The sequence below is a fragment of the Amycolatopsis sp. NPDC049691 genome (assembly GCF_040675005.1).
Taxonomy (GTDB): Bacteria; Actinomycetota; Actinomycetes; order Mycobacteriales; family Pseudonocardiaceae; genus Amycolatopsis.
On record NZ_JBFANX010000009.1, the window covers coordinates 287175 to 303322 of the forward strand.

The 16148-nt window shown below is 72.6% G+C and carries 18 protein-coding genes; 13 read left to right on the plus strand and 5 right to left on the minus strand.

The window, feature by feature from the left end; all coding sequences use genetic code 11:
• The first annotated feature begins 40 nt into the window (after positions 1 to 40).
• The 8 genes from AB0J40_RS22670 (at position 41) to AB0J40_RS22705 (ending at position 8761) form a co-directional block, all read left to right on the plus strand.
• The gene (locus tag AB0J40_RS22670) at positions 41 to 973 is read left to right on the plus strand and encodes an ABC transporter ATP-binding protein (RefSeq protein WP_364456131.1); all 933 of its coding nucleotides are present in this window, start codon (positions 41 to 43) and stop codon (positions 971 to 973) included.
• Positions 970 to 1707 (plus strand): ABC transporter permease, encoded by a 738-nt coding sequence (locus tag AB0J40_RS22675; RefSeq protein WP_364456133.1) that lies wholly within the window; start codon positions 970 to 972, stop codon positions 1705 to 1707. Before AB0J40_RS22670 ends, AB0J40_RS22675 begins: the two co-directional genes overlap by 4 nt.
• A gap of 19 nt (positions 1708 to 1726) precedes the next feature.
• Positions 1727 to 2932, plus strand: a complete 1206-nt coding sequence (locus tag AB0J40_RS22680) for a sensor histidine kinase (RefSeq protein WP_364456135.1) — start codon at positions 1727 to 1729, stop codon at positions 2930 to 2932.
• The gene (locus AB0J40_RS22685; RefSeq protein ID WP_364456137.1) at positions 2929 to 3534 is read left to right on the plus strand and encodes a response regulator transcription factor; all 606 of its coding nucleotides are present in this window, start codon (positions 2929 to 2931) and stop codon (positions 3532 to 3534) included. Before AB0J40_RS22680 ends, AB0J40_RS22685 begins: the two co-directional genes overlap by 4 nt.
• A 24-nt stretch (positions 3535 to 3558) precedes the next feature.
• Positions 3559 to 4212, plus strand: a complete 654-nt coding sequence (locus tag AB0J40_RS22690) for a YdcF family protein (protein ID WP_364456139.1) — start codon at positions 3559 to 3561, stop codon at positions 4210 to 4212.
• Positions 4213 to 4245: 33 nt separating this feature from the next.
• Positions 4246 to 5520: a deoxyguanosinetriphosphate triphosphohydrolase gene (locus AB0J40_RS22695; protein ID WP_364456141.1), complete on the plus strand. Its 1275-nt coding sequence runs from the start codon at positions 4246 to 4248 to the stop codon at positions 5518 to 5520.
• A 341-nt stretch (positions 5521 to 5861) separates the two neighbouring features.
• On the plus strand, positions 5862 to 6953 hold the full coding sequence (locus AB0J40_RS22700) for a serpin family protein (protein ID WP_364456142.1): 1092 nt from the start codon (positions 5862 to 5864) through the stop codon (positions 6951 to 6953).
• Positions 6950 to 8761, plus strand: coding sequence for a glycosyl transferase (locus AB0J40_RS22705; protein ID WP_364456144.1), 1812 nt, complete (start codon positions 6950 to 6952; stop codon positions 8759 to 8761). Before AB0J40_RS22700 ends, AB0J40_RS22705 begins: the two co-directional genes overlap by 4 nt.
• Here the strand turns inward: AB0J40_RS22705 and AB0J40_RS22710 are convergent, their stop codons facing one another.
• Positions 8762 to 9448 carry an alpha/beta fold hydrolase gene (locus AB0J40_RS22710; RefSeq protein WP_364456146.1) on the minus strand — a complete coding sequence of 229 codons (687 nt, stop codon included), beginning with the start codon at positions 9446 to 9448 and terminating at the stop codon, positions 8762 to 8764.
• A 50-nt stretch (positions 9449 to 9498) separates the two neighbouring features.
• Between AB0J40_RS22710 and AB0J40_RS22715 the strand changes: the two genes are divergently transcribed.
• Positions 9499 to 10038 (plus strand): DinB family protein, encoded by a 540-nt coding sequence (locus AB0J40_RS22715; RefSeq protein ID WP_364456148.1) that lies wholly within the window; start codon positions 9499 to 9501, stop codon positions 10036 to 10038.
• 132 nt (positions 10039 to 10170) lie between these two features.
• Here AB0J40_RS22715 and AB0J40_RS22720 read toward each other — a convergent pair whose 3' ends face one another.
• Both AB0J40_RS22720 and AB0J40_RS22725 read right to left on the minus strand, forming a co-directional pair.
• The gene (locus AB0J40_RS22720) at positions 10171 to 10512 is read right to left on the minus strand and encodes a VOC family protein (protein WP_364456150.1); all 342 of its coding nucleotides are present in this window, start codon (positions 10510 to 10512) and stop codon (positions 10171 to 10173) included.
• A 31-nt stretch (positions 10513 to 10543) separates the two neighbouring features.
• Positions 10544 to 11143: a TetR/AcrR family transcriptional regulator gene (locus AB0J40_RS22725; protein WP_364456151.1), complete on the minus strand. Its 600-nt coding sequence runs from the start codon at positions 11141 to 11143 to the stop codon at positions 10544 to 10546.
• 103 nt (positions 11144 to 11246) lie between these two features.
• On the opposite strand from AB0J40_RS22725, the gene AB0J40_RS22730 reads away from it, so the two are divergent.
• Entirely contained in the window at positions 11247 to 11930 is a 684-nt protein-coding gene (locus AB0J40_RS22730; protein ID WP_364456153.1) for a carboxymuconolactone decarboxylase family protein, read from the plus strand.
• On the opposite strand, the gene AB0J40_RS22735 is transcribed toward AB0J40_RS22730, so the two are convergent.
• Complete coding sequence (locus tag AB0J40_RS22735) at positions 11927 to 12379, minus strand: MarR family winged helix-turn-helix transcriptional regulator (RefSeq protein ID WP_364456155.1); 453 nt, start codon at positions 12377 to 12379, stop codon at positions 11927 to 11929. The two genes, AB0J40_RS22730 and AB0J40_RS22735, sit on opposite strands and share 4 nt — an antisense overlap.
• Before the next feature lie 24 nt (positions 12380 to 12403).
• On the opposite strand from AB0J40_RS22735, the gene AB0J40_RS22740 reads away from it, so the two are divergent.
• The 3 genes from AB0J40_RS22740 (at position 12404) to AB0J40_RS22750 (ending at position 15185) form a co-directional block, all read left to right on the plus strand.
• On the plus strand, positions 12404 to 13762 hold the full coding sequence (locus AB0J40_RS22740; RefSeq protein ID WP_364456157.1) for an MFS transporter: 1359 nt from the start codon (positions 12404 to 12406) through the stop codon (positions 13760 to 13762).
• A gap of 22 nt (positions 13763 to 13784) precedes the next feature.
• Positions 13785 to 14351 (plus strand): carboxymuconolactone decarboxylase family protein, encoded by a 567-nt coding sequence (locus AB0J40_RS22745; RefSeq protein WP_364456159.1) that lies wholly within the window; start codon positions 13785 to 13787, stop codon positions 14349 to 14351.
• Positions 14352 to 14414: 63 nt separating this feature from the next.
• Positions 14415 to 15185: a hypothetical protein gene (locus AB0J40_RS22750; protein ID WP_364456161.1), complete on the plus strand. Its 771-nt coding sequence runs from the start codon at positions 14415 to 14417 to the stop codon at positions 15183 to 15185.
• Here AB0J40_RS22750 and AB0J40_RS22755 read toward each other — a convergent pair.
• On the minus strand, positions 15157 to 16110 hold the full coding sequence (locus tag AB0J40_RS22755) for a sigma-70 family RNA polymerase sigma factor (RefSeq protein WP_364456163.1): 954 nt from the start codon (positions 16108 to 16110) through the stop codon (positions 15157 to 15159). The two genes, AB0J40_RS22750 and AB0J40_RS22755, sit on opposite strands and share 29 nt — an antisense overlap.
• Positions 16111 to 16148: the final 38 nt, after the last annotated feature.

The window sequence follows — 16148 nt, forward strand, 5'->3', positions numbered from 1 at the left end:
GGTCTGGGGACCCGGGCTTCGTGCGCGGCAGCCTGGGGGCATGCGAGAAACAGACTCCCAGGCGGTGGCGGCGGGGGCCGCGGTCCACCTCACCGGCCTGCGCAAGCACTACGGCGACGTGCACGCGGTCGACGGCGTCGACCTCACGATCGCCCCGGGCGAGGTGGTCGCCCTGCTCGGCCCGAACGGCGCCGGCAAGTCCACCACCGTCGACATGATCCTCGGGCTGACCGAGCCCGACGCCGGCGTCGTCCGCGTGTTCGGGCGCAAGCCGATCGACGCCGTCCGCGCCGGCCTGATCGGCGCGATGCTGCAGGGCGGCGCCCTGATGGACGACCTGACCGTCGCCGAGACGGTCGGCATGGTCGCGGCACTGCACCGCAAGCCGCTGCCGGTCGCCGAGGCCCTGCGCGCCGCCGGGATCGAGGAGCTGGCCGGCCGCCGCGCGAACAAGCTCTCCGGCGGGCAGAAGCAGCGCGTGCGCTTCGCCGTCGCCCTGGTCAGCGACCCCGACCTGCTGATCCTCGACGAGCCGACCGCCGCGATGGACGTCGGCACGCGCCGCGAGTTCTGGCAGTCGATGTACGCGTTCACCGAGTCCGGCCGCACGGTCCTGTTCGCCACGCACTACCTGGAAGAGGCCGAGGAGTTCGCCGACCGGGTCGTGCTGATGCGCCGCGGCCGGGTCGTCGCCGACGGGAGCGTCGCCGAGGTCCGCGCGCTGGCCGGCGGCCGGACGCTGCGGGCCGCCGTCCCGGGCGCCACCGACGCCGTCATCGCCGCTCTGCCCGGCGTCAAGGAGTTCGAGCTGCGCGGCGACCGCGTCGCGATCTCCAGCGGCGACTCCGACGCGACGCTCTGGGCGCTCAAGGCCGCGGTGCCCGCCGTGCACGACGTCGAGATCGGCGCCGTCGGCCTCGAAGGCGCCTTCCTCTCCCTGACCGCCGACGAGACCCCGGAGTCCGTGCGATGACCACCTACCTGCTCACCGAAATCCGCCGGAACTTCCGCCAGCCGCGGTTCCTGATCTTCGTCGTTGCGTTCCCGGTGCTGATGTTCCTGTTGCAGGCCAACGTGTTCGTCAAGGCGGACGCGCCGGAGCACGCGGAGTTCGCCGCCGTGATCATGATCAACATGATGACGTTCGGGACGTTCGCCGCGGCCAACACCAGCGGCGGCAGGCTCGCGCTGGAACGCGCGCTCGGGTGGCAGCGGCAGCTGCGGCTGACCCCGCTCACCGGCACCGGCTACCTGGCGGGCAAGGGCCTGTCCGGCATGCTCGTCGGGCTGCCCGCGCTGATCCTCGTGCCCCTGCTGGCCGTGACCGTCGAGGGCGTGCACCTCGACGCCGCCGGCTGGGTCCGGATCTTCGCCGGCGTCTGGCTCGGCACCCTCCCGCTGGTCCTGCTCGGCCTGCTGATCGGGCAGTTCGGCACCCCCGAGACGATGCAGCCGATCAGCATGATCGTCACCCTCGGCATGGGGTTCCTCGGCGGCCTGTGGATCCCCCTGGAGGGCATGCCGTCCTGGATGCACGACGTCGCCCAGATCATGCCGACGTACTGGGTGCTGCAGGTCGCGCGGCCGGCCGTGACCAGCGACATGGTGGTCTCGCTGCCGGCGGCCGCCGGCGTGCTGGCGGCGTGGACGGTCGTGCTCGGAGCACTGGTGATCAGGCGATACCGTAAGGACAGCGCCCGCGTTTGAGGGCCGGAGGGGACGAAGGATGGCGGAGTCGCGGCGGCACCGGTTCGGGCTGAACGGCAAGGAAGCCTGGTGGGAGGACCCGCTGTCCGATCCGGACAGCGGCGGGGGACCCGACCGGACGCGCTGGCCGATCGCCGGGGTGGTGTTCCTGCTGCCCTTCCTGATCCCGGTCACGAAGTCGCTGGCCGCCCGGCCCGAGGTGGACGCCGGGGTGGTGCTCACCGGGTCGCTGGTCTACGCCTACGCGCTGTGCTACCTGCTGTTCCCGTTCGTCTTCCGCCGGCCGCGGACGGCGAAGCTGGCCTTCGGGATCGCGATGAACGTCCTGGGGCTCGGCGTGGTCGGGGTGACCTCGGCGAGCCCGTTCATCCTGCTCTACGGCACGGCGGTGATGGTCTTCCTGACCCCGGCCGCGTGGGCGGTGATCGTCGACGTCGCCACGCTGCTGACCGGGGCCCTGCTGCTGGTGGCGGAAGGCAAGTTCCTCGACGACTACGGCGATCTGATCACCGTCGGCTCGGTGACGCTCGCGATGTTCTTCATGGCCAACCTCGTCCGGGCCGTCCGGCGGCTCGAGCTGGCCAACAAGGAGATCGCCACCCTCGCCGTCACCAACGAGCGCCAGCGCGTCGCCCGGGACCTGCACGACCTGCTCGGGCACAGCCTCACCACGATCACCGTCAAGGCGGGGCTGGCCCGGCGGGTGCTGGAGAGCTCGGGCGACATCCCGCGCACGGTCGAGGAGATCCGCGAGATCGAAAGCCTCACCCGCAGCGCGCTGTCCGACGTCCGCGCGACCGTGTCGGAGTACCGCGAGGTGTCGCTGCCGGCCGAGGTCGCCGGTGCGCGGGCGGCGCTGCGGGCCGCGGAGATCGACGCCGACCTGCCGCACGCGGTCGACAACGTGCGGCCGGAGTTCCAGAGCGTCTTCGGGTACGTGCTGCGCGAGGCCGTGACGAACGTGCTGCGGCACTCCGGCGCCAAGCAGGTCAAGGTGCGGCTCGGGGACACCTGGCTGGAGGTCGAGGACGACGGCACCGCCACCGAGGTCGTCGCGGGCAACGGCCTGCGCGGGCTGACCGAACGGCTCACCGCTGTCGGGGGGACGCTGCGGACGTCCGCGCGGCCCGGGGGAGGATTGCTGGTGCGGGCGGAGATCCCGCAGCCGGAACCCCGCGCGGCCGCCCCGGCCGTGCGCGCCGAACCCGCGGGAGGACTCGCTTGATCCGAGTGTTGCTGGCCGACGACCAGGCCATGGTGCGCGGCGCGCTGGCCACCGTGCTCGGCCTCGAATCCGACATCGAGGTGGTCGGGCAGGTCGGCTCCGGCGACGAGGTGGTGGCCGCGGCGCGTGAGACCAAGCCCGACGTCGCCCTGCTGGACGTGCAGATGCCGGGCAAGGACGGGCTGGAGGCGGCGGCCGACCTGCGGGCCGCGCTCCCGTCGTGCCGGGTGATCATCTGCACGACGTTCGGGCGGCCCGGCTACCTCGCGCGCGCGATGGCGGCGGGCGCGGCCGGGTTCGTCGTCAAGGACGCCCCGCCCGAGCAGCTCGTCGAAGCCGTCCGTCGGGTCCACAGTGGACTCCGGGTGGTCGACCCGGCGCTGGCGGCCGAGTCGCTGGCCACCGGCGCCAGCCCGCTCACCGCGCGCGAGCGGGACGTGCTGCGGGAAGCCAAGGACGGCGCCACGGTGGCGGACATCGCGCGCGCGGTGCACCTGTCCGAAGGGACCGTGCGCAACCACCTGTCCGCCGCGATCGGCAAGACCGGCGCCCGGACGCGGGCCGAAGCCGTGCGGGTCGCGGAGGAGCGTGGCTGGCTCTGAGCCGGTTCTGAAAGAATGGGCCGGGTGGGTACCGCTGAACGCACCAAACCGTCGCTCGCGAGCTGGGCGCGCCGGATCGCCTTCGGCACGGTCCTCGTGCTGCTCGCGCTGGTCGGCGGCACGGCGTTCCGCGTCTGGCAGGTCGCGCGCGAGAACGACCGCACGCCCGCCGACGTGATCGTGGTGCTGGGCGCGGCCCAGTACAACGGCAAGCCGTCGGACATCTACGCGGCGCGGCTGGTCAAGGCGAAGCAGCTCTACGACGCGGGCGTCGCGAAGACGATCGTCACCGCGGGCGGCAAGAAGGCCGAGGACAACTTCACCGAGGCGCGGGCCGGCCAGCTCTGGCTGACCCGGCACGGCGTGCCCACGTCGGCGACCCTGGCGGTCGGCGAGGGCAGCGACACGCTGCGCAGCCTCCGGGCGGTCGCGGAGCAGGTGCAGGGGCGCGGCTGGCACACGGCGGTGCTGGTCAGCGACCCGTGGCACTCGTTCCGGGCCCGCACGATGGCCGACGACCTGGGCCTGGACGCCTGGACCGCGCCGACGCACAGCGGGCCGATCGTGCAGGAGCGCGTCACGCAGGTCCGCTACATCGTCCGCGAGACGGGCGCGCTGCTGTACTACCGGCTGACGAAGACCCCGGCCGACGACCTGTTCGCCACTTTCCTCGGCTGAGTTTCTGTCGGTGCCGCCGTTTAGGCTGGTCGGGTGGACTACACGGAGCACGACACCGCCCGCCTGCTGCCGGAGCCGGCCAAGGGCGCGGCGCTGCCCGGCACGCGGGAAGACGGGCGCAGCGCGTTCTCGCGCGACCGGGCCCGCGTGCTGCACTCGGCGGCGCTGCGGCGGCTCGCCGGCAAGACCCAGGTGGTCGGGCCGGGGGAGGGCGCCGAGGTCACCGGCGTCCCGCGCACGCGGCTGACGCACTCCCTGGAGGTCGCGCAGATCGGCCGCGGGATCGCCGACGAGCTGGGCGCGGACCCGGACCTGGCCGACACGGCGGGGCTGGCGCACGACATCGGGCACCCGCCGTTCGGGCACAACGGCGAGCGCGCGCTCGACGAGGTGGCGGCCGCGTGCGGCGGCTTCGAGGGCAACGCGCAGACGTTGCGGATCCTCACGCGGCTGGAGCCGAAGCTGCTGTCCGCCGAGGGTGACCCGGTGGGGCTCAACCTGACCCGCGCGTGCCTGGACGCGACGACGAAGTACCCGTGGCCGCGCAAGCCGGGGCAGGCGAAGTACGGCGTGTACGGCGACGACCTCCCGGTGTTCTCGTGGTTCCGGTCCGGGGCGCCGGCGGAGCAGACGTGCCTGGAAGCCCAGATCATGGACTGGGCGGACGACGTCGCGTATTCGGTGCACGACGTCGAGGATGGCGTGCTGGCCGGCCGGATCAAGCTGCGCGTGCTGGCCCACCCGGACGAGCGCGCGGCCGTCGCCGAGGCGGCGGCCAAGCACTTCTCGGCGCAGTCGGTGTCCACATTGGAGGATGCGGCGGCGGAGCTGCTGGCGCTGCCGGTGGTGGCGGAGCTGGCCGCGGCGGAACCGGACGGCTCCCCGGGCGCGCAGGTGGCGTTGAAGAGGCTGACGAGCGAACTGGTCGGCCGCTTCACGACGGCGGCGGTCAGCAGCACGCGGGAGGAGTTCGGCGAGGGCCCGCTGGGACGCTACCGGGCTCGGCTGTGCGTCCCGGACCAGGTGGCGGCCGAGGTGGCGCTGCTGAAGGCGCTGGCGCTGCGGTACGTGATGAGCGACCGCCGCCGGCTGGCGATGCAGGAGGGGCAGCGGGAGCTGCTGGTGGAGCTGGTCCACGCGCTGGCCCGGCGGGCACCGGAGTCGCTGGACCCGCTGTTCGTCCCGGCCTGGGAGTCGGCGCGCGATGACGCCGGGATGCTGAGGGTGGTGATCGACCAGGTCGCCTCGCTGACGGACGCGCAGGCCCACGCGTGGCATTCGTGGCACGTGACCCGGCATCACCGCTGAAGGGCCGGGCCTGGTGCCGGTGCGGTTGGGGTTCGCCCGCCGCCGCAGCGCCGACCTCCTGCGAAGGCGCGGGGCGGCAGCGCCGGACCGAGGCCGGTCGCGCCGCGGTTGGCGACCGGACCGCGACTGGCGGGCTGAGTCGGCCACGAGCAGCTGCGTCGCGGCGAGCGTGTCGGCCCCGGTGGCGGACCGGTGCGCGGCCTGGTCCGGGCCGTTCCGTACCTGGTCGCCGCGTGGTCCTAGCACCCGGCTGTGCGCTCACCCGTGGGGGATTTGTCACCCGTGGGCGGAGTTCCGCGTAGCCGCCCGGCGGGGTGAACCGTTCCGGTACTCTCGCCCGCATGGCCACGGACAGCCACCTCCGGTTCGCCCTCGCCGTCCACCGGGCCCTCGGTGCCGAGGGCGGGAACTCCTGTTTCTCCCCGTACTCGGTGGCCAGTGCCCTGACCCTCGCCGCGCGGGCCGCGCGGGGGCGGACCCGCGAAGAGCTCGTCGACCTGCTCGGGGATCCCGGGGAACAGACCCGCCTCCTGCGCGAAGCCGCTGAACTCGGCGAAGAGAGCCGTGGCGAACAAGCCGAGCTGGCCGTCTCCAACACCCTGTGGGCCGACGACCGGCTCCCGCTCGAAGACTCCTTCAAGACCGAGCTGGCCGAATGGCCCGGCGCCGCCGTCTCGAGCGCGCCCTTCGAGAAAGACCCCGAAGCCGCGCGTGCCCTGGTCAACGCCGATGTCGAACGCACCACCCGCGGTCTCATCCCGCAGCTGCTGCCGCCCGGCTCGATCGACCGGGACGTCGCCGCCGTGCTCGTCAACGCGCTCTACCTGAAAGCCGCGTGGAAGCTTCCGTTCCGCGAGGCGAACACCTCCGACGCGCCGTTCCACGCGCCGTCCGGTACTCGGGACGTCCCGACCATGTGGCTCAGCGAGCGCGTCGGCTACGCGCACGCCGCCGGCTGGCAGGCCGTTCAGCTGGTCGCCGCGGGCGGGCTGCAGGCCGTCGTGCTGCTGCCCGACGGCGACCTCGCCGACGCCGAAGCCGCTCTCGACCAAGGCACCTTGACCAGCCTGCTCGACCGGGTGAAGGCCAAGCCCGTCGAGCTCGCGCTGCCCAAGATCTCGCTCGACGTCCCCAGCTCGCTCACCGGCGTGCTGCGCGGGCTCGGCGTCCGCACGATGTTCACCGACGAGGCCGACTTGAGCGGGCTCTCCCCGGACCCGCGGCTGACCGTGTCCGAGGTGCTGCACCAGGCCGTGCTGCGGGTGGACGAACAAGGCTTCGAGGGGGCCGCGGCGACCGCGCTCACCATGCGCCTCACCTCGATGATCATCGACGAACCGGTCACCGTGACGGTGGACCGGCCGTTCCTGCTGCTGGTCCGGCACGCCGGCACCGGGGCCCTCCACTTCTTCGCCAGGGTGGTCGAACCGTGAGCTTGAAGTCCGAAGCCGTCCCCGAACTCGTTCCGCCCGCTCCCGAACCACCCGAAGGCCCCAAACGCTGGGCGTGGCAGGACTCCGCCATCACCGGCGGCTTCCTGCTCTTCACGATCCTGCTCTACAACGGGCTGTGGTTCGACCTCAAGCGCGGCTACCTCTGGAACGGCGCCTCCGACCAGAGCCAGTGGGAGTGGTACTCGACGGTCGTCGCGAAGTCCGTCCTGCACTTCCAGAACCCGTTCACCACGGACCTGCAGAACTACCCGCTCGGCGTCAACATGGCGGCGAACGCGGCGATGTTCGGCCTCAACATCCCGCTCGCGCCGATCACCCTGACCTTCGGCGCCACGCTGACGTGGGCGATCGTGCTCACCGCCGGCCTCGCCGGCACCGCGACCGGCTGGTACTGGGTCTTCTCCCGCCACCTGGTGCCGAACCGGACGGCGGCCGCGATCGGCGGCGCCTTCTGCGGCTTCGCGCCGCCGATGATCTCGCACGGCAACGCGCACCCGAACTTCGTGGTGCTGTTCGTGTTGCCGTTCATCGCGCTGAAGACGATCCAGATCGCGCACGGCGAACGGCCGATCCGCAACGGCATCTGGCTGGGGCTGCTCGTCGCGTGGCAGATCCTGCTCGGCGAAGAACCCCTCGCCATCTTCGCGCTCACCTTCATCGTGTTCGCCGTCGCGTACCTGATCCCGCACCGCGCCGAGATCCGCGGCATGCTGGCGCCGCTGGGCAAGGGGATCGGTGTCGGCGCGGTCGTCGCGCTGCTGGTCGCCGGGTTCCCCCTGTACTGGCAGTTCTTCGGCCCGCAGAGCTTCCACTCGCTGCTGCACGGGTCCGCGGGCAACGACACGGCGGCGTTCACGCGCTTCGCGACGCAGTCGATCGCCGGCGCGCCGGAGGCGGCCGCGGACGTGTCGATGAACCGCACCGAGGAGAACGCGTTCTTCGGCTGGCCGCTGATCGTGCTCATGGTGATGGTGACGATCTGGCTGTGGCGCGACGTCGTTTCGCGCGCGCTGGCGATCACGATGTACGTGATGGCCCTCCTGTCGCTGGGCATCGAGATCACGGTGGCGCACGACGACACCGGGATCCCCGGGCCGTGGAAGTGGCTGGGGCAGCTGCCGCTGCTGGACTCGCTGCTGGAGTCCCGGCTCGCGATGGGCTGCATCCCGGTGGTCGGCGGGCTCCTGGCGATCGCGACGCACCGTGTGTGGACGGCGGCCGCCGAACAGCCGGAACCCCTCGATGGCAAGCAACGGTTCCCCCTGAAGATGGTGTGGATCGGCGCGGTGGTGGCGGTGCTGCTGCCGATCGCGCCGACGGAGCTGGTGACGCACGAACGCCCGCTGTCGCCGCCCTTCTTCGCCGACGGGATCTGGCGCCAGTACGTCGCCCCCGGCGGTTCGCTGGTGCCGGTCCCGCTGCCGAGCACGGGCGAAGCCGAGCCGCTGCACTGGCAGGTCGACGCGGGCCTCGGCTACCCGATGCCCGAGGGCTACTTCGTCGGCCCGACCTCGCCGACCGACCGCCGCGGCCGCTACGGCGCGGTGCCGCTGCCGACGTCGGACCTGTTCGCCGAGGTCGAGAAGACGGGACAGGCCGCGGACGTCACCGAAGCCGACCGCACCCAGGCCCTGGCCGACCTGCGCGCCTGGAACGCCGACGTGCTCGTGGTCGGGCCGCGGCAGAACCAGGAAGCGTTGAAGTCCACTGTGGAGCTCCTCCTGCGGAAGCCGGCGGAGTTCGTCGGCGGGGTGTGGATCTGGGACGTGCGCGCGCTGACGCCGTGATCACGCTTTCGCGGCGTCGAGCAGGATCGTGGTCAGCTCCTCCGGTCGCGAGAACATCGGCCAGTGCCCGGTGTCCAGCTCCACCAGCTCCCAACGGTCGCTTTCCAGCAGCCGCACGACGTCGGGGCTCGGCGTTTCCCCGTCGAGCAGGCACTTGACGTAGGTCGCCGGGAGCTCGCCCAGCGGCCGGGTCAGCGCGGCCGGTTCGGTGAGCGACGCGGCCGGGTGCGGGGTCGCGCGCTCGAGGATCCGCGCGATCTGGGCGTCGGAAAGTCCTTGCCCCGCGAAGTCTTCCGCCGCGAGCGGTGGCCAGAAGCCGCGCTCGGTGAGCGCCGCGACCTGCGCCTCGGACCAGACGGAGGTGAACGAATCGCCGCCGGTGGGCACGTTCGAGTCGACGAACACCACGCGCCGCAGCCGGTCGCCGATCCGCTCGGCCGCCTGCCCCGCCGGGATGCCCGAGTAGCTGTGCCCGACGACCACGACGTCCCGCAGGTCGTTTCGCGAGACGACGTCGACGATGTCCTGCACGTGCCTTTGCTGCCCCGCGGGCACTCCGCGTTTCTCGGCGACGCCGGACAACGTCACCGCGTGCGCGCCGTGGCCCGCTTCGCGCAAACCGGGGACGACCTCGTCCCACGCCCACGAACCGAGCCAAGCGCCTGCTACCAGTACGAATTCCGCCATGCCGGAAAACCTAGCGGAGGGGTCCGACAATTTCGGTAGAGTCGCCGCCCGTGACCTCACTGGACGACCAGGGGCGGACCGAGCCGCCCGTCGACGGCGACGAAGCCGCGATCCTGCTCGGCTTCCTCGACTTCCACCGCGACACCCTGGCGTGGAAGTGCGCCGGGCTCGACGAAGCGGGTCTGCGCGCGAAGCACCCGCCGGCCAAGCTGACGCTGGGCGGGCTGCTCAAGCACCTCGCGTACGTCGAGGACTACTGGTTCTCCTGCGTCCTGTTCGACCGCGAACCGGCACCGCCGTGGAACGCCGTCGACTGGCGGGAAAACCCGGATTGGGACTGGGATTCCGCGGTCGAAGACACGCCGGAGCAGCTTCGCGCGCTCTGGGCGGACGCGGTCGCGCGGTCCCGCGAGCGGTACGCGGAAGCGCTGGCCAACGGCGATCTTTCCCAGCCCTCGAAGCACACGCGGCGGGACGGCACTTCGCCGAGCCTGCGCTGGATCCTGGTCCACATGATCGAGGAGTACAGCCGCCACAACGGCCACGCCGACCTCATCCGCGAGTCGATCGACGGCAGCACGGGCGAGTAGCTCAGCGGCTGCCCTCGGCCGCGGGCGTCCCGAGGACCTCGGCGCCGCTGAACCTGCTCGGTTCGAGCGTCGCCGGTGGCGCGTTACGGAGCCCGGCGAAATCAGCCGGCGAAGAGGCGGGACGGCGGCCGGTCACCCACGGCGGTGCGCGATCTGGAACACGTTGCCGAACGGGTCGCGGACCATCGCGCGGCGGTCGCCGTACGGGGTGTTCGCCGGTGGCTCGAGGCTCGTCGCGCCGCAGTCGAGGGCCCGGCGGTATGTCGCGTCCGCGTCGGAGACGTACACGTACAGGAACGCGGGGAACAGCTCTCGCTCGCCTTCGGCCGACACCATGACCAGGGAGTCGCCGATGCGGATCTCGGCGGGACGGCCGCTTTCGACCTCGCCGGTCGCGCCGAACACCGAACGCAGGAACGCGACGGCGGCGACGAGGTCGCGCACCACCAGCCGCGGGATCACCGTCTGGGTCATACCGGCTCACCCAAGCCGGTTGCCCGGCTGATCACAAGTCCAGGCCGACCAGCTTCACCAGGAACCGGTCGATCTGCTCGACGGCGGGCGGCCACGGCAGGTCCGGTTCGTTGATCCGCTGGGCGAGCATGCCGTTGACGGCGGTCCGCAGGTCGATCGCGACGGTCGCGGCGTCGTCGGCCGGGGCCAGGCCCGCGTCCATGCACGCCTGGACCGCCTCGGTCGTGCGCGCGACCAAGACCTCCTTGAACGGCATGCCGTGGCGCCGGTGGACCGCGCTTTCGTGCAGCACCTTGTAGAGCCCGGAGTGCTCGCGCGCCCACGCCGCCTGCGCCAGGATCCGGGCCCGGAGCGCGGTAGCCGGGTCCGGCGCGTCCGCCGCGGCGGCGTCGCCGGTGCCGACGAGGTCCTCGTGGCAGCGCTGCATCGCGGCCAGCACCAGCGCGTCGCGGTCGGGGAAGTGCAGGTAGACCGACGTCGCCGCGATCGACACCTCGCGCGCGACGGCCCGCAGCGAGAGCGCTTCGTCGTCGCCCAGCTCCTCGAGCATCCGCACGGCGGCCGTGACGATTTCTTCGCGCAGCAGTTCGCCCCGGCCACGGGCGTTGGGACGACGGCGGGTTTCGGTCATGGTCGGCCCAGTGTAGCTGGACACCCATCGCGCTACAGGTGTAGCGTCACTCGCACTACAGCTGTAGCGCTACGAACGTTCACCACACTGAGGGAGCACGATCTTGACCACGACCGAAACGAGCCTCGGCCGGCTCGCCACGCTCGACCCGGCGTTCGCCCAGCTGGTCGGCGCCACCGCGAAGCACGTCCGGGCGATCCCGGAGCTGACCGAGCGGGAGAAGACGTTCCTCTGCGTCACGGCCGACGTCTGCCAGGCGAGCCTGGGGCTGGCCTTCACCGCCCACGTGCGGGCCGGGCTGGCCGCCGGAGTGTCCACTTCGGACGTCCGCGAGCTGCTGCGGTTCGTCTCCTACGACTGCGGCTACCACGCCGCGACCGCCGGCATCGAGCGGATCGCCGAGCTGGAAGCCGAGCTGGGCATCGACCCGGAGCTGACGGCGCCCGAACCGGTACCGGACGGGCCCAGCCCGCTGCCGGACGAGGTGCGGACCCGGCTGAACGAGCTGGACCCGCACTTCACCGGCTACTTCGACCTCCAGTCGCGGATGCGCGCCGGGCACGGGCCGGGCACCCTGAGCGAACGCGAGCGCGGCCTGGTCAGCCTCAGCGTCGACGTCCACTACCAGACCCTGGAAGACACGTTCCGCATCCACGTCGGGCGCGCGCTCCGGGGTGGCGCGCCGCCGGACGACGTGCGCGCGGCGCTGCGGTTCATCGCCCAGTTCGGCGTCACGCGCGCTTGGCACGCTTGGGAAGCGCTGAACGCGATCCTCGCGGAAAGCTAGCCGAGGACTTCGTCCGCGAGCCGCGTCAGGTAGCCCGCGAAACGTTCGCGATCGGCCGCGTCCCAGTGGCCCACCAGCGCCTCGAACGCCTGACGCTGGTGGGCCTGCGAAGCCGCGAGGAACTCCTTCGCCGCTTCGGTGAGCGTCAGCACCGCGCGGCGCGCGTCCCGGGGCGACGTCGAGCGCACCACGAAACCGTCGCGGCCCGCTTCGGCCACCATCCGGCTGGCCACCGAGCGGTCGATGCCCAGCTGGCGGGCCACGTCGGCGACCGTCACCTCGTCGCCGGCCGCGCCGTCGATCGCCTGGATCACGAAGAGGTTCGGCACCGTCCACGCCGGCGGCGCGTCCGGGGCGAAGCGCTCGACGACGTCCGGCGCCCACTGGCGCGCCCAGTGCCGGACCAGGCGGAACAGGGCGGGCCCGCCGTCGGAGCTTGATGCGTGCATAAGGCACGTTATAACGTGTGCTTTATGCACGCATATCGGAACCTCGCCTTCGCCGGCCTGCTGCTCGGCATGGCCATGGCCCAGCTCGACGGCCTGATCGTCACCGCGGCCCTGCCGTCGATCGGCGCCGACCTGCACGCCCGCACCGGTCTCGTCGCGGTGACCGCCGCCGGCCTGCTCACCCTCACCGTCGCGACCCCGCTGCACGGCAGGCTCGGTGACCTCCACGGCCGCCGTGTCTCCTTCGCCGGCTCGGTCCTGGTGTTCGCCGCGGCCTCGGCCTGGTGCGCCGCCGCGCCCGACCTCGGTTCGCTCGTGGCCGCGCGCGCCCTGCAGGGCCTGGGCGGGAGCGGCCTGATCGTCACGGCGATGAGCGCGCTCGGCGAGCTGTTCGAGCGCGACGAGCTGCTGCGGCGCCAGGGCTGGCAGACGGCGGTGTTCGCGGCCGCCACCCTCGGCGGCCCGCCGCTGGGCGGGCTGCTCGCCGCAGGACCGGGCTGGCGGTGGATCTTCCTGGTCAACCTGCCGCTGTGCGTGCCGGCGCTGGTGCTTGGCTTGCGCGGGTTGCCCGCGAAACCCCGTCGCGCGGGCGAAAAGTTCGACGTCGGGAGCAGCGTCCTGCTCGTGGCCGCGGGGTCGGCGGTCGTCGCACTCGGCACCGTAGACGCGCTCGCGCACAGTCCACTGTGGACGCCGGTGCTGGCCGGGGCCGCCGTGGTGACGGGTTTCCTGTTCGTGCGCAGGCAGCGTCGGGCGAAGAGCCCGCTGATCTCGCCGAAGGTGTTCGCGGACCCGGTTCTGGCGCGCGCGGTGGTGGTCAACGGCCTGGCGGGCGCCGCGCTCTACGGCACCTTCACCTACGTCGCGCTCGTCGCGGCCTTGGCCGCCGACGCGGCCGCGACCGGGTTGCTGCTGGTCGCGATGACCGCCGGGCAGCTCGCGTTGTCGGCCTCCTTCGCCGCGCTGGCCCGCCGGCACCCGGAAATGGCGGCGTGGGGCCGGTTCGGCTGCCTGGTCGGAACGGCCGGGCTCGCCGCGGTCGCCGTCGCCGCCGCGCTGGACGGCAGCCCGTGGCTCCTCGCGCCGGGCCTGTTCGCGATCGGCGCGGCCTTCGCGGTCTGCACGTCCGCGTACACCGTCCTCGGCCAGACGCGGGCCCGGCGCGACCTGCTGGGCGTCACGCTGGGGTCGCTGACGTTCGCCCGGCAGGCCGGCGGGCTGGCCGGGGCCGCGGCGTTCGGCTGGCTCGCGCTGGCCACGACCGGCGGGCTCGGTGCCGCCGGCCTCACCGCCGTGTTCGGCGCGGCGGCCGCGATCATGCTGCTGACCTGCGTCATCGCGCCCGCTGTCACGTCTCCGGACGCGGTCTCGTCCCCCTCGTGACCGCGAAAGAAGGAGAACGCTGATGCCTCGCATCCCCCCGAAGAAGACGTCCGAAGCCGGTTTCGTGCTCAAGCTCATGTACCGGTTCGCGGGCCGGCGGTACGGCGCCGTGCCCGAGCCGATGGCCGTCGCCGCCCACCACCCGGCCCTGCTGCGCACCTACGCGGTGCACGAAACGCTGGCCGAGCGGGCGTCGAAGAAGGTGCCGGCGAACGTGCGCGAGCTCGCCGTCTACCGCGTCGCCACCCGGATCGGCTGCTCGTGGTGCGTCGACTTCGGCACCATGCTGCAGAAGCACGACGGCCTGGACATCGAGCGGCTGAAGCAGATCGACGACTACGCGACCTCGCCCGCGTTCAGCCACCAGGAACGGCTCGCCATCGCCTACGCCGACGCGATGTCCGGCGAGCACGTCACCGTGACCGACGAGCAGGTCGCCGAGCTCGAGCGCGAGTTCGGCCGCGCCGGCGTCGTCGAGCTGACCTACCAGATCGCGCTGGAGAACTCGCGCGCCCGGATGAACAGCGCACTCGGCATCGTCGACCAGGGCTTCACCTCGGGCGACGCCTGCCGCGTCCCGCTCCCGTAGGACACCGGGGATCGGACCCCGGGTGGACGCGCCGCCGGGGTCCGCCGCGGGACCGTTCTGCGCATGCACCTCGTCGCCAGTGAACGGATCAAGCTCTTCAGCATCGCCACGCCCTGGGTGTGCGGCGTCTTCGCGCTCGTCGCGCTGGCCTTCCCGGCCGCGATCACCGCGCTCGGCGCCGGCGAGGCCCACCTGCCGCCCACGGTCGCGAGCACCCAGTTCGGTTACCAGCTCGCCCTGGTCGCCGTGCTGGTGCTGGGCGCGCTCGCGGTGACCGGCGAATACCACTCCGGCACGATCCACGGCACGTTCCAGGCCGTGCCGAGCCGCACGCCGGTGCTGCTGGCCAAGGCCGCGCTCGTCGCCGGGTACGCCTTCCTGCTCGGCGAAGCCGCCGCGTTCACGGCCTGGCTGGTGGCCCGGGTCCTCGCGCCCGACGCCGACCTGGCGCTGGACAGCGTCGCCGACTGGCGGATCGTCGCCGGGACCGGACCGGTGTTCGCGCTGGCCGCCGTTTGCGGGGTCGGGGTGGGCCTGCTCCTGCGGCACACCGCCGGTGCGGTCGCGGTGCTCGTCGGCTACCCGCTGATGGCGGAGAACGTCGTCCAGCTGATCCCGCGAGCCGGGCAGGCGATCCACCGGTGGCTGCCGCTGAACGCCGTCACGAAGTTCCTCAGCGGCTCCGGCGAGGCGAACGCGGGCCGGGACGGCGGCAACGCCGGTGTCCTGTCCGATTCGCCGCTGAGCCCGGGTTGGGCGCTGGCCTACTTCGGGGCCTTCGCCGCGCTGCTGCTGGCGGCCGGGATCACGAAGGTGCGTCGCCGGGACGCGTGATCCGGGTCAGCTTGTCGGGGTTCACGATGTCGTAGATCGCCACGATCTTCCCGTCGCGGATGCTGACCGACTGCACGTGCTCGTCGAGGGCGAGGAAGCCGTCGCGCCCCGGCATCGGCGCCAGGTACATCCCGAGGTCGCCGTTGACCAGCACCGGCGCGCCGCGCTCGACCATGCCGGGCGCGTACTTGCGGGTGAGGCCGACGAAGAACCGGGCGATCTTGTCCGGCCCGAGGATGAGCTGGCGGGCGGTGCGGCCCTTGCCGTTCGAGTCGCCGACGAGCACGACGTCCGGGGCCAGCAGCTCGGTCATCGCCCGGATGTCACCTTGCTGCAGGGCGGTGACGAACTTCTCGAGGATCTTCGCCTGGTCCTCCAGGGGCACGCGCGGCGCGGGATCGGCGTCGGCGAGGGCCTTGCGGCCGCGGGACGCGTACTGGCGCGCGGCGTCGACCGAGACGCCCAGCGCGTCGGCGATCTCCGCGAACGGCACCGAAAAGGCGTCGTGCAGCACGAACGCGACGCGCTGCTCCGGGGTCAGCTTGTCGAGGACGACGAGCGCGGCCATCCGCAGCCCGTCGTCGCGCACGGCGACGTCCAGGGGGTCTTCGCTCACCGGCCGCCCGAACGGCGTGACGACCGGCTCGGGCAGCCAGTTGCCGACGTACTTCTCGCGCTGGGCCGCGGCCGACTTGAGCCGGTCGAGGCAGATCCGCCCGACGACGGTGGTCAGCCAGCCCCGCAGGTCCCGGATCGCCGCGCGGCCGGCGTCGTCCAGCCCGGCCAGCCGCAGCCAGGACTCCTGGACGGCGTCTTCGGCGTCGGCGCGCGTGCCGGTCAGCCGGTAGGCCACGCCGATGAGGTGGCCGCGGTGCTCGGCGAACTCCGCGGCCAGCGTGTCCTGGGCGGTGGGCGTGGAGACCATGCCCCGAGTGTGCCGCAAACGGCGCGGCTAGAGTGGGT

What these genes read in the sequence shown, in the direction of transcription:
- AB0J40_RS22710 (WP_364456146.1), bottom strand. Translation starts at nt 9,448, where the DNA reads ATGGCGGAATTCGTACTGGTAGCAGGCGCTTGGCTCGGTTCGTGGGCG.
- AB0J40_RS22745 (WP_364456159.1), top strand. Translation starts at nt 13,785, where the DNA reads ATGCCTCGCATCCCCCCGAAGAAGACGTCCGAAGCCGGTTTCGTGCTC.
- AB0J40_RS22755 (WP_364456163.1), bottom strand. Translation starts at nt 16,110, where the DNA reads ATGGTCTCCACGCCCACCGCCCAGGACACGCTGGCCGCGGAGTTCGCC.
- AB0J40_RS22735 (WP_364456155.1), bottom strand. Translation starts at nt 12,379, where the DNA reads ATGCACGCATCAAGCTCCGACGGCGGGCCCGCCCTGTTCCGCCTGGTC.
- AB0J40_RS22750 (WP_364456161.1), top strand. Translation starts at nt 14,415, where the DNA reads ATGCACCTCGTCGCCAGTGAACGGATCAAGCTCTTCAGCATCGCCACG.
- AB0J40_RS22670 (WP_364456131.1), top strand. Translation starts at nt 41, where the DNA reads ATGCGAGAAACAGACTCCCAGGCGGTGGCGGCGGGGGCCGCGGTCCAC.
- AB0J40_RS22725 (WP_364456151.1), bottom strand. Translation starts at nt 11,143, where the DNA reads ATGACCGAAACCCGCCGTCGTCCCAACGCCCGTGGCCGGGGCGAACTG.
- AB0J40_RS22740 (WP_364456157.1), top strand. Translation starts at nt 12,404, where the DNA reads ATGCACGCATATCGGAACCTCGCCTTCGCCGGCCTGCTGCTCGGCATG.
- AB0J40_RS22720 (WP_364456150.1), bottom strand. Translation starts at nt 10,512, where the DNA reads ATGACCCAGACGGTGATCCCGCGGCTGGTGGTGCGCGACCTCGTCGCC.
- AB0J40_RS22680 (WP_364456135.1), top strand. Translation starts at nt 1,727, where the DNA reads ATGGCGGAGTCGCGGCGGCACCGGTTCGGGCTGAACGGCAAGGAAGCC.
- AB0J40_RS22675 (WP_364456133.1), top strand. Translation starts at nt 970, where the DNA reads ATGACCACCTACCTGCTCACCGAAATCCGCCGGAACTTCCGCCAGCCG.
- AB0J40_RS22700 (WP_364456142.1), top strand. Translation starts at nt 5,862, where the DNA reads ATGGCCACGGACAGCCACCTCCGGTTCGCCCTCGCCGTCCACCGGGCC.